We start from the raw sequence: 11,959 nt of genomic DNA, 5'->3' as shown, positions 1-11,959 counted from the left end.
ACTACCGAGACGAGCGCGGCCATCGATGCCGAGGACGCACAGGGACTGTGACCGAGCCGCTGCTGCCCCGACCGCCGATCGCCGACACGCTGCGGGCGGACGGACGCACGGTGACCGCCGCCATGATGGACATCTCGAACGGACTGCCCCTGGATGCATGAGCGCCTCAGCAACGCGTCCCGATCTCACGTTCGCCTTCCATGCGAGCGCCCTGGAGGAGGACATCGCCCGGGCCCTCGACGGCGGAGAGGTACCACTGATTCATCGTGACCTACCCCGCGGGTCCGGATCGGCCCCCCGATGCCGCGTCATCCACGGTCCACGGCCGCGACTAGATCGCGGTCACGGTCCACCGACGCCCCTGGACCGGACGCACCGGATGTGATCCTTACCTCGACTGGTACGCAGGTCGTGGCTGACCGACTTGACTGCGTGAGTCGCCATGTATTCCACGGACTGTGCCGCGAGCGCCCAGTTCTCGGGGTAGAACGTCCACGCGATGATCTCGCCGCCGAATTGCGCCCACCGGGTGTCGGGCACCCAGAGCCATGTCGCCGCCGCCACGAGATGAGGACGACGAATCGGCGGGCAGCAGCCGGCGGGCTCGGCGGGCCCAGAACTGGGGGAGGGAGACCCGGCCGCGGGAGCGCACTTCGCGGACGAGGTGGTCGGTGATCAGGAATCCGGAGAGGACGAAGAACACGTCAACACTGACGAACCCTCCCGGAAACACCTCCGTCCACAGATGGAAGAGGAGCACGCCCATCACGGCGACGGAGCGCAGTGCCTGGATCTCGGCTCTGAACGATCGGTCGACCGTGCGCGTGCGCGTGCGGCGGAGCGGCGGGGCAGAGACTGCAGACACGGAGTTCCTTGAGTGATCGTCACGTCGGCGGATGCACTTCGACGTGGCTGGGCACGCAGGCGCGGCAAGATGGACCGACGGGCGTGCCGGGGACCCGGACAGATGATACTCGACCCCACGTCGCGCCGAAGGGCGCACACCCGGCGGCCGTCCGGACGTTTCCGGCTAGTTTCGGATTCCCCGGGTAGCGGCCGGGTTGCGATAGCTTCCTCGTGCGGATGTTCGTTTTCGGTACTGCGAACCGCATCCGCAGAGTCGATGGCGCCGCGCGTCGCCTCCCCGCCGACCCGAAGGACTGCCATCCGCCATGACACGCCGCTTCGCTGTTCTCGCTCTCGTCGCCGCGATCGTCACCGCCGTTGCGACCGTCTCACCGGCGTACGCGGCCGAGAGTCGCCCGGATTACATCCGTACGGCGTACGACGGCACCATCTTCGAGGTGACGGACGACGACGCCGTCCCTCTGACGTTCCAGGAGTGGTCGGATCTGGGGTTCCCGGCCTTCCGCTCCGCGCCCACCTTCTATGAGAAGGTCCTCACCTTCCCCACGGTCACGGCGGTCACGACTTTCGCCCGGCCGGGGATTCAGCTGTCGACCGCGATCACGTGGCCGGAGTATCAGGCCGCGGGTTACCCCGCGATCCGGACGGCCGCCTGGGGATCGTCGATCTCGGTGCACAAGTGGGGCACGTCGCCCCAGCTCCTTGCCCAGGATGAGGCGGGCGACGTGATCTCGTTGTCGTACGAGCAGTGGCGCAACGCGGGGTTCCCCGCATACACGGCGCGCGAAGGGCGCGGCTTCGTGCGGCTGTCGTGGGATTCCACCGGAGGGATCGCCTACCTCTGCAGCACCGCCACCGGACAGGGCGGCCGTCTCACCTACGACCAGTGGCGCAGTCTCGGTTTCCCGACGCCGTACACGGTGACCCGCACGGCCAATGACACTGTGCGGCGATTCTTCGGCGCTCAGCTGGCGTACGTGGGCGCGATGACTCTGACCTACAACCCGGGCGGTGGTCTGCAGGCTCCCGTCAACCGCGCGCTCACTTTCGGCGAGTGGCAGGCGATGGGGTCGCCGGCACCGGTTGACGGGATCCCCGAGGCGTCCATGAATCTCGGCTGCCCGCCGGGCGCTCCGTCCGCCTGGGAGTGACGGACCTTCCTCTCGCCGCCCTCAGGCGGCGGGTCGCGTCGACGTCAGCGGCGGCATGGGCCGCCACGACGCGTCGTGCGAGATCCGGCGTCCGTCGCGGAGCCCCCGGAAGAGGTGGCTCGTGCCGCGCAGCTTCCGCTCGACGACGACGAGGCGGATGAGTTCCTTCACGAACGTCAGCGCGGTACCGGCGGTGAACGCCAGAGGTCGGTAGACGCCGAACTCCCGGTAGTACTTCGCCAGGTACGCCCGGTTGCGCATGATGTAGTACCGGTACGCATCACTCGAGGCGTTCATGTGGCGGATGCCCATGTCCCACTGCTTGATCTCGCGCGTGCGGCGCAGGACGAACTCATTGACGATCACGGAGTCCGTGACGCGGGAGGCGAGCCAGCCGTACAGCTGGTCATCCCAGTAGATGAAGAACCGCGGGTCGGGGAGACCGATCTTCGCGACGACGTCCCGGTGGATGAACATGCCCTCGAAGCATCCGGAATTCATCGGCTTGTAACCCGACGAGTCGAACCCCGCGGGGGCGAACGGGATGGGGATGGCCATCGACTCCGCGACCCGGTACTGCCAGTAGAACTCGCTGCCGTCGAAGTCGTAACGACGGCCCTGGATGCTGCGGAAGCGCGGCGCCCAGCGGCCCATTCGGTCGAGCCCGTCGGACACGACTTCGACGTCGTCGTCCATGAGCCAGATCCACTCCGAACCCAGCTCGTAAGCCACCCGCATGCCCTCGCTGAAGCCGCCGGAGCCGCCGGTGTTCGTGTCGAGCCGCCGGTAGACCACCTCGGTCGGGAGGCGGTCACGGAACGACTCGACCACGTCGGTGGTGTCGTCCGTCGAGGCGTTGTCGATGATGACGAGTCGACCGGGGGCGGGAGACATCCGCTCGATGCTCTCGAGGAGGCGGGTCAACAGGGGGGTCCGGTTGTACGTGACCACGACGATCGTCGCCGACGCCGGATCGAAAGCGGAATTCGCGGGGGACGGAGTTGCTTCGGCGTGGGACGTCATGGCATCCATGATCATAACGGTCGGCCCTGAACCCGCCCCGCGGATCAGGACCCCGACTGCGGGAACTCGCCGCGCTCGATCGCCATGCTCTGCTCGGCCGGGCCCACGCCGATGAGCGGGGACTGCTTGATCTTCGCGCCGAACAGGACGACGAACGTCCACCCCCACAGCAGCAGGGGTGCGGAGTCGGTCAGTCCCTGCACGACCAGGAGCGCGCCGATGAGCGTCGGCAGCAGGGTGAGCGGAGAGTAGGGGCGATCGGCGCGGAGGTCCCAGCGCGGCCGGTCGACCGCGAAGAACCAGGACCGCCAGACGTACGCGAGGAAGACGAGCGCGAGCAGCACGACGCCGACGCCGCCGAGCTGGAAGTACGCGTCGAGCCACATGCTGTGCGCCTGCACCACGGTCTGTCCGCGATCGACGATCCAGCCGTCGATGAGCGGCTCGGTGGCGATCCACGGGGTCGAGAACCCCCAGCCGAAGAGCAGATGCTGGTCGGCCCGGGCGAGGACGTCGGCCCAGACCCCCTCGCGCCCGGTCAGATCGGCCCCGCGCCCCAGAGCGTCGAAGATCGCGTCGCGCGCGAACCACAGCACCGCGCCGCCCCCGATGCCGAGGAACGCGTACAACGCGTACCACCGGGTGCGCTCGCCGGGGCGTCGGGCGGTGCGCATCACGAGCACGGTCGCCAGGACCAGCACCACGAACGCTGCCGCGACGATGGCGGTGATCGACGCGGCCCGCACGAACAGGAACGCCGCGACGGCCATCCAGCCCCACAGCAGCGTCCGGCGAGGCGCGTGGGCCGCGAAGCGGATCGCGAACACGATGATCGCGACGAGCATGACGGCGCCCAGGAGGTCGCCGTTGCCGAAGATCCCGCGCAGCGGTCCGCTGCCGAAGAGGTTGCCGCCCGACCAGAACACGATCGGGTCCTCATCGCCCGCCGCCCGGACGAATCCGGGGAGAAGGGGCCCGCGCACGACGAGCGCAACAGCGAGCTCGAACAGCAGTGACGCGCCGACGACCCACTTCGCCGCGGAGGCCACCGCCCCGACGACGTCCCGCCAGGTGAGGACCGCGCCCACGAAGAGGGCCTGGAAAGTGGTGGCCGCGAGGAGTAGCCACGTGAGGAGGGATGCCGCGGGCCAGGCGCTCCACAGGATCGAGAGCCCCGCCCAGGCGACGTAGCCGAACGCCAGGAACGGGAGGCGCCGCGCCGCGATCGGGGGCCGGACGACCACCCACACCGCGGCGGACACGATCACGGACGCGACCGCGACCACGCCGGTGGCGGTGGGGCCGATCGCGTCGACGACGGCGACCCCGCCGAGGACGAGCACCAGCACGAACACGCACCACGCCCGGAGGAGGAGGTGCCCCGTGGTCTCCCGCGGGGGCGCGGTCGGCAGCGCCGAAACCGGGTGACTGGTGTACATCGCCATGGTCAGCCCAGGCTACCGTTCGGTCTCCGTGGCGCCCAGGGGTGCGGCGCTAGGCTGACACCCGTGCTGGTGGAGATCTCGAACACGCCCCGTGACTACGCCTGGGGGAGTCGGACGCTCATCGCCGACCTCGAGGGGCGGGCGCCGTCGGGCGCCCCCGAGGCGGAGGTGTGGTTCGGCGACCACCCGGGATCACCCTCAGTCCTGCACGACGGGTCCGACCGGACGCTCGACGACTGGCTTCCCGAGCACGCGGATGCCACGGGCGCGCCGGCGCGACTGCCGTACCTCCTGAAGCTGCTCGCCGCGGGCGCACCGCTGTCGATCCAGGTGCATCCGTCCAAGGATCAGGCCGTCGAAGGGTTCGCCCGCGAGGAGGCCGCAGGCCTCCCGCGCGACGCCGCCGACCGCAACTACAAGGACGACAACCACAAGCCCGAGGTGATCGTCGCCCTCAGCGACACCTTCACTGCCCTCGCGGGACTGCGGGATATCGCCGCCACGCGGCGTCTCGTCGCGGCCCTCGCGGACGGCGACGGCGTCCGCGCCCTCCGTGGACACTTGGATGCCGCCGACCCCGCCGGCGCTCTGCGTTCCGCGATCGGGTGGGTGCTCGGTGAGGCCGACGCGGCCGAGATCCAGCAGATCGTCGGGGCTGCGGCATCCATGGAATCCGAGGAGTTCGCCGCCGAGCTCGAGCTGACGCGCACGCTGTCGACGGCCTACCCCGGGGACGCCGGCATCGTCGTCGCCCTCCTCATGAACCTCGTGGAACTGCGGCGCGGGGAGGCGATCTTCGTTCCCGCCGGTGTCCTGCACGCGTACGTGGCGGGCCTCGGGGTGGAGATCATGGCCGCGAGCGACAACGTTCTGCGTGGCGGTCTCACCCCCAAGCACATCGACGTCGCCGAACTCCTCTCCCTGGTCGATTTCCGCCCGGCGGCCCCGCCCTTCCTGCAGCCCCGCCCCGAGGGGGACGGGGTGGAACTCTTCGCCCCCGGCATCCCGGATTTCTCCCTCGCGCACGTGACGGAGAAGGGGGAGGTCGTGCTGAACGGCATATCGCTGGCGCTCTCGGTCGCGGGGAACGCCGCGGTGACGGGCGCCTCGGGCGCCCGTGTGGAGCTCCGGCCGGGGCACGCCGCTCTTCTCACCCCCGACGAGTCTCCCGTGACGATCACCGGCGGCGAGGTCTTCGTGGCGCAGTCGGGGAACTGACGCGCGACACGCCGACGACGCGTCGTGAAGGTTCACCTCGCCCTTGAGGGTTTACGATCCGCGACTTGACCAATCGGAATGACACGGGTGTAATTACTCGTACGCGCCAGCGTCAGGGGATCGAACGAGGGGGAGGACGAGATGGCGACATCGCAGTACCGGTCCGGTGTCCCGGACAACTGGTTCGTCGATCCGGTCGACCTGGGAGTCCCGGGAGTCCGTCGTGACATCGACGCTCCGGAGGAGAACACTCTCGCGTGGCAGACCGACGCGCTGTGCTCGCAGACCGACCCCGAGGCCTTCTTCCCGGAGAAGGGCGGATCGACGCGGGATGCCAAGCGCATCTGCACCTCGTGCGACGTGCGGTCCGAGTGCCTCGAGTACGCGCTCCAGAACGACGAGCGTTTCGGCATCTGGGGCGGGCTCAGCGAGCGCGAGCGCCGCAAGCTCAAGCGCCGCGCCTGACCCACGGCACCCGGCGTCCGGTTCCTGAACGATCGGCGGCGGATCGGCGCGGCGTCTCGGATCGCGGAGGAGCCCGCCTAGGCTGACCACGCCATGCCCGCCCGTGTACACGCCGTCCTCGTGGTCCGCCCCGAAGGACGCATCCCCGCCGCCCCCCACCTCACGCGCACCCTCGAAGCGCTGGCCGCTCAGACGCGCCCGGTGGACGCGCTCACCATCGTGCTGTGCGGAAACGACCCCGCCCTGACGAGCATCGCCGCTGCTTCGGGAGCGGAAGGCGTCATCACGGCCTCCGCCGGGACGACCTTCGCCGCCGCCACGGCGCTCGCCACCCCGCGCCTGACGGGGGATGCCGTCTGGCTCCTCGCCCAGGACACCGCGCCGGATCCCGACGCCCTTCTGCAGCTGGCCGGTGCGCTCGAACTCTCGTCGTCGCTCGCCATCGCCGCCCCGAAGCTCGTGGCGTGGGACGACCCGTCGGAGATCGTCTCCCTCGGCGTCAGCATGACCCGGTACGGCCGCGCGGTGGAACTCGCCGCGGGGGAACTCGATCAGGGGCAGCGCGACGGCGATGCCGACGTGCTCGGGGCAGACGTCCGCGGAATGCTGATCCGCCGTGAATCGTGGCGCGCGTTCGGCGGCCTGGACCCGGCGCTCGGCGGCGCGGACGAGGGCCTCGATCTCTCGGTGCGCGCCCGCCTCGCGGGCGATCGCGTGTCACTGGTCCCCGCGGCCCGCGTCGCGGTGGCCGGCGACGGCGTCGCCGCGATGGCGCGCGGACGCAAGCGGGCCCGGCGCCGCGCGTTCGCCGAACGCACCGCCCAGCTCCACCGGCGGCTCGCTTACGCGCCCGCCCCGGCCGTGCTTCTGCACTGGCTCTCGTTCCTGCCTCTCGCGCTGTGGCGCACCGTCGCGCACCTCGTGGGCAAGGTCCCGCACAAGGTCGTTCCGGAGTGGGGGGCGACGCTGCTCGTGATGGCCCGGGTGGCCGCGGTCGCCCGCGCGCGGCGGCGTATCCGCACGGTGCGCACCGTCGGCTGGTCGCGCATCGCGCCGCTGCGCATCTCGCGCGCGGAGATGCGCCTGCGCTGGGAGACCGACGCCGCGGAGAGCGACGCCCCGGTGCGCACCGAGCTGAAGTTCTTCGTCGGTGGTGGCGCATGGGCCGTGCTCGGCGCGCTCGCGGTGTCCGCCCTGCTCCTCGCCCCCCTGCTGGCATGGCCCGTGCTCGGCGGCGGCGGGCTCGCCCCGCTGCGCGCCAACCTCACGCAACTGTGGCAGGACGCGGCGTGGGGTGCGCGTCCTCTCGGTCTGGATGTCGTCGGTCCCGCGGACCCGTTCTCGGCCCTCGTCGCCCTCATCGGGTCGCTGTCGCCGGCCGAACCGTCCCGCGCGATCGTGGTGCTGTGGATCCTCGCCCTGCCGTTGGCGGTGCTGGGCGGCTGGTTCGCCGCCACGCGCGTCACCGAGTCGTCGCTGCTGCGCATCACGGCGGCCGTGGCCTGGGCGCTCGCGCCCACGTTCCTCGCGGCGATCGTCGAGGGGCGCCCGGCGGCGCTGCTGCTCCACCTGCTGCTGCCGTGGCTGTTCTTCGCCGCGAGCGTGGCACATCGATCCTGGGCGCCCGCGGGAGCGGCATCCATTCTTCTCGTCGGTGTGCTGGCGTGCGCGCCGTCGCTCGCGCCGGCCGTGGTGGTGCTGTGGTCGGCCGCGCTCGTCGTGGTGGCCCTCGTCGCCCCGCGCGGGATCGCCCGCGTCATCTGGCTGCTCGTCCCGTCGATCGTCGTGTTCGCGCCGCTCGTCTGGACGCAGGTGCGGCTGGGTAACCCGTGGGGTCTGCTGGCCGACCCCGGCGTGCCGTTCGCGGGCGACGAGGCGACCGCGGATCCGCTCGGCCGCGCGCTGCTCGCCGCGGGCTTCCCCACCTCCGATCCCGGCGGGTGGGGCGCTCTCACCGGCAGCACGGTGTGGTGGATTCCGCTGCTCGTCGCACCGCTCGCCGTGCTCGCGGTCCTGTCCGTCCTGACCCCGCGGTGGCTCACCTCCACCGGGCTGCTTCTCATCGCCGCGTCGGGCCTCGCGACGGCGTTCGCGGCGGTCGGGGTCGCCGTCTCGTTCGACCACGCCACGCCCGTGCCGCTGTGGCCCGGATCCGGTCTCAGCCTCGCGTGGCTGGGTGTGGTGGGGGCCGCCGTCCTCGCCCTCGACGCCGGGATCGTCGAGCGCGTACGCGTGCTCCGCCCGATCGGAGCGATCCTGACGCTCGCCGCGCTGGCGGTCGCCGTCGCCCCGTCGCTCACGGCCATGACCTCCGAGACGCCCCGCGCCGTGCTCACGAACGGCCCGGTCTCGACGCTCCCCGCGTTCGTCGCCGCGGAGGGACGCGGGTCGACGTCGGTCGGCACGATCGTGCTCGACCCGCGCGCCGACGGCCTGCGCGTGGACGTCGTGTGGGGCGGCAGCGCGACCCTCGGCGGGCAGAGCACGGTCGAGGCCACGCGGACCTGGGCGCGCCCCGCCGATCAGGAGCTGGCCACGCTCGCCGCCGACCTCGTCACGCCCTCGTCCGAAGACGCCGTCGCCGGTCTCGCGGCGCGCGGAATCCGGTTCGTGCTGCTCGAGTCCGGACCCGGAGGGGAGGACGACGTCATCCGTGGAGCGCGTCTGACCGCGGCCACCTCGCTCGACCAGCGCAACACCCTCGACAGCGTCGGCGCCACCACGCGCGGCGACCTCTGGCGCGTCACCGTCGACGTGCAGCCCCGCGCGGCGCTCGACGACCACCAGGTCGCGCTGCAGCGGCTCGTGACGGGCGCGTCCATCGGCGTCCTTCTCGTGGCGCTTCTGCTCGCGATCCCGACCGCGGCCTCGCGTCGCGTCGCGCGACGGACCCCACGCACCGTCGGACCCGTCCGGGGAGGTACTCGATGAGCGATCGTCGCCTGGTCCGCTGGGCCACCACCAGCGCCCGCGTCGTGGCGGGGAGCGCCGTCGCGGCGGCCGTCGTCGTGGGCGCCGTCGCCGGGATCGCCGCCCCGTGGCCGCGCTTCGTCGCCGAACCGGTGCGCGTCCAGGTCGACCCGGCACCATCCGACACCGTCCTCGCGTGCGCCGGTCCCGTGTTCGCGCTCGGGCGAGCCGCCGAATCCGCCGGCGGGGTGACGGTCGCCGCGCCGCAGGACATCGTCTCGGGCCCCGAAACCGCCGACGCGCAGGTCTCCCGCGCCACCGGCGCGACCGGCGACGGATCCGGGGATGCCACGGTGTTCCGAGCCGCGCCGAAGGACCGCACCGCGACCCCGCTCGCGGCCGCCGGGTCGGCGACCGTCCCCTCGAAAGACCTTATTGGGTTCAGTGCATCCGGGGGCCGCCCCCGCTTCGCGGAGTCGTGTTGGTCCCGGGGGCGACCACCCCCGGTGCCAACGAACTTGTCGTGCTCGCGAACCCGGGCGACGTCGCGGCGACCGTGCAGCTGTCGTTCTACGCGCGAAACGGCGTCTCCACCCCACCCTCGGGCGCCGGGCTCATCGTCGCGGCCCACGGTCAGCGCGTCGTGCCGCTCGCCGGTCTGCTGCTGGGCGAGGCGAGTCCCGTCGTGCGCGTCGTCGCCACCGGAGCCCCCGTGCAGGCGTCGCTGCAGGCGAGCCTCACCCGCACGCTCCTCCCGGGCGGCAGTGACCAGGTCGCCCCGCTCGCGCAGGCGTCCACGTCCCTCGTGCTTCCCGGCATCCAGGTCCTCACGACCGGGCAGGGGGATGCCGGAACGGTGCTGCGTCTGCTCTCGCCCGGTGCCGACGCGTCGGCGACGGTGACCATCACGCCCGTCGGGGGCGACGCCCCGGCCGGAGACCCCCGCACCCTCCCGCTCCCCGCGGGCACGCCCACCTCTCTGAACCTGTCCGACCTGACCCCGGGGGCGTACACGGTCTCGGTCGCCGCGACCCAGCCGGTCGTGGGCGGGGCGTGGTCCACCACCGGGTTCGGCGAGGGCGCGGACTTCGCGTGGTACGCCGCGGCGCCCGAATTCCCGGCATCCTCACTCATCGCGGTCGCCCCGGGCGCGGGCGCCTCGCTCGTGATCGCCGCGGATGCCGCCTCCGGGTCGGCATCCGTCACGCTCACGCCTCAGAGCGGCGGGGATCCGGTCACGGTGTCGGTGCCTGCGGGCGGCTCGGTGTCCGTCCCCGTGACGGCCGGCGTCTACGAGCTGGCCCCGGATCGCCCCGTGCACGCCGCGATCTCGTACTCGGCGCCGGGGGCGCTGGCGGGGTATCCGCTGTGGCCCGCCGACGCGGCAGCGGGGACGCTCACGATCCTTCCGTGAGACGGGGCCGCCTGGCGGCGGGGACGCTCACGATCCTTCCGTGACGCGGAGCCGACGCGTCGTCAGAAGCGGAAGCGCTCCGGGCCGAGGTCCCACGGGTCGCGGTCGAGGTACTCGGCGGCCGCCCGGAAGACGGCGCCCTCGATCATCATGCGGCGGTGGAAATCGTCGTCGACGTGCGGGTGGCCGAGGCGCTCGATCGGCACGCGGTAGAGGATGATGCGCTTCTGCTCGCGCAGCACCTGCCAGCGGGGGATCGCGCCCGAGGCCGCGGGCGGCATGATGCCGATCTCGAACGACACGTCGCGGAGGTCCGTCCACGCGGACCGGAGGAACTCCGCGGCCGTGCTCACGGCGATGTCGAACCGCTCGACGCGCGTGTCCAGCGGCGGCAGCGGCGGGCGCACGACGGGGCTGCGGTTCTCGCGACCGTGCCGTCCGTGGCGCGAGGGTCGCGCGACCGGACGGGCTTCACGGGTACGACGACGCATGCGTGCCATCCTACGTTCGCCGCGCCGGTCGCCGGCTCGGGGTTTCGCGCGCGGACCCGCCGCGCTCGGCCGCGGCGCGGCGTCGCCGGCCCGCCGCGCCGTCCGTCTAGGCTGACCCGCGATGCGCGACAGACTCTGCTCGAAGGTGGGATGCGCCCGTGAGGCGATGAGCACCCTCACCTACGACTACGGCGACCAGATGGCCGCTCTCGGCCCGCTCGGCCGGGCCGGTGATCCTCACGCCCACGACCTGTGCGCCCTGCACGCCGACCGGCTGTCGGTCCCGCGCGGCTGGGTCGTCGTGCGGCACGAGACCCTCCGGGCCTGAGCCCCGCGCCGGGCTACGCCGCCGCGTGAGTCGCCATCATTCGTCGCCTGAGCACGCCGAGAGGCGACACATCTTGGCGACTCACTCGGGCGGGGTGAGAGCGGCGGCGCGCGCGTTCTCGAGCATCAGGGCGCGGTACTCGCGGTCGCGGCGGACGACCGCGACCGCTCGGACCAGCGTCTCCGGATCGGATGCGGGGAGCGGTGAGACGAAGGGCGCCACCGCGTCGGCGAGTCCCGCGGCGACGCGCGCGCGGGCGGCCGGCTCGAGGGCGTCGGCGCCGCGGACGAACTGCGCCATCCGCGCGGCCAGGCGGTCGGGGAGCCGCGACACGTCGGCGACTGCCGCCCACGCCTCCATTCCCGGAGGGAGGCCGGGCGCCGCCGGGGGCAGGGGTCGGGTGCGTGTCCGCTCGGATGCCGTGCCGGCCAGGAGGTCGCCCAGGCGCTGCGCCCGCGGGGTGAACATCCCGACAATCGCGGCGATGCCGCCGAGTGTGAACCACAGTTCGAGCACGCCGACGAGCGCGCGGATCAGCGCCTGACGGAAGCCCACCGCCCCGCCGTCGACGCGGACGATCCGGCCGCCGATAGCCCAGCGACCGAGACTGCGCCCGCGCGTGAGAGTCTCGACGGCGGTCGGGATGA

11 protein-coding genes are annotated in these 11,959 nt (G+C 72.3%); 6 read left to right on the top strand and 5 right to left on the bottom strand.

The window, feature by feature from the left end; genetic code table 11:
- Positions 1-388 precede the first annotated feature (388 nt).
- Complete coding sequence (locus I5G_RS27245; protein WP_368844167.1) at positions 389-865, bottom strand: acyltransferase family protein; 477 nt, start codon at positions 863-865, stop codon at positions 389-391.
- A 307-nt stretch (positions 866-1,172) separates the two neighbouring features.
- On the opposite strand from I5G_RS27245, the gene I5G_RS09025 reads away from it, so the two are divergent.
- Positions 1,173-2,018, top strand: a complete 846-nt coding sequence (locus I5G_RS09025; protein WP_022878770.1) for a hypothetical protein — start codon at positions 1,173-1,175, stop codon at positions 2,016-2,018.
- A 21-nt stretch (positions 2,019-2,039) separates the two neighbouring features.
- Here the strand turns inward: I5G_RS09025 and I5G_RS09020 are convergent, their stop codons facing one another.
- Complete coding sequence (locus I5G_RS09020) at positions 2,040-3,041, bottom strand: glycosyltransferase family 2 protein (protein ID WP_022878769.1); 1,002 nt, start codon at positions 3,039-3,041, stop codon at positions 2,040-2,042.
- Positions 3,042-3,085: 44 nt separating this feature from the next.
- A complete protein-coding gene (locus I5G_RS09015) occupies positions 3,086-4,486 on the bottom strand; it encodes an O-antigen ligase (protein WP_022878768.1) in 1,401 nt (466 codons plus the stop codon).
- 63 nt (positions 4,487-4,549) lie between these two features.
- Between I5G_RS09015 and manA the strand changes: the two genes are divergently transcribed.
- The 4 genes from manA to I5G_RS24015 all read left to right on the top strand — a co-directional run bounded on the left by manA (position 4,550) and on the right by I5G_RS24015 (position 10,493).
- Positions 4,550-5,704: a mannose-6-phosphate isomerase, class I gene (manA, locus tag I5G_RS09010; protein ID WP_022878767.1), complete on the top strand. Its 1,155-nt coding sequence runs from the start codon at positions 4,550-4,552 to the stop codon at positions 5,702-5,704.
- Positions 5,705-5,845: 141 nt separating this feature from the next.
- Positions 5,846-6,169, top strand: a complete 324-nt coding sequence (locus I5G_RS09005; protein WP_022878766.1) for a WhiB family transcriptional regulator — start codon at positions 5,846-5,848, stop codon at positions 6,167-6,169.
- A 93-nt stretch (positions 6,170-6,262) separates the two neighbouring features.
- Positions 6,263-9,100, top strand: a complete 2,838-nt coding sequence (locus I5G_RS09000) for a glycosyltransferase (RefSeq protein WP_022878765.1) — start codon at positions 6,263-6,265, stop codon at positions 9,098-9,100.
- A gap of 502 nt (positions 9,101-9,602) precedes the next feature.
- Positions 9,603-10,493, top strand: a complete 891-nt coding sequence (locus I5G_RS24015) for a DUF5719 family protein (RefSeq protein ID WP_022878764.1) — start codon at positions 9,603-9,605, stop codon at positions 10,491-10,493.
- Between the two features lie 62 nt (positions 10,494-10,555).
- On the opposite strand, the gene I5G_RS21550 is transcribed toward I5G_RS24015, so the two are convergent.
- Positions 10,556-10,984, bottom strand: a complete 429-nt coding sequence (locus I5G_RS21550; RefSeq protein WP_022878763.1) for a hypothetical protein — start codon at positions 10,982-10,984, stop codon at positions 10,556-10,558.
- Between the two features lie 121 nt (positions 10,985-11,105).
- Here I5G_RS21550 and I5G_RS08985 point away from each other — a divergent pair, with 121 nt between their 5' ends.
- Complete coding sequence (locus I5G_RS08985) at positions 11,106-11,312, top strand: DUF3499 family protein (RefSeq protein ID WP_022878762.1); 207 nt, start codon at positions 11,106-11,108, stop codon at positions 11,310-11,312.
- Positions 11,313-11,393: 81 nt separating this feature from the next.
- Here I5G_RS08985 and I5G_RS21545 read toward each other — a convergent pair.
- Positions 11,394-11,959, bottom strand: a 566-nt coding sequence (locus I5G_RS21545) for an RDD family protein (protein ID WP_036327224.1), incomplete at its 5' end; no start/stop codon positions are given.

It is taken from the genome of Microbacterium sp. B19 (assembly GCF_000333395.1).
In the GTDB taxonomy this organism is placed as follows: domain Bacteria; phylum Actinomycetota; class Actinomycetes; order Actinomycetales; family Microbacteriaceae; genus Microbacterium.
The sequence above is the reverse complement of the archived record's forward strand: the minus strand, read 5'-3'. Positions and strand labels throughout refer to the sequence as shown.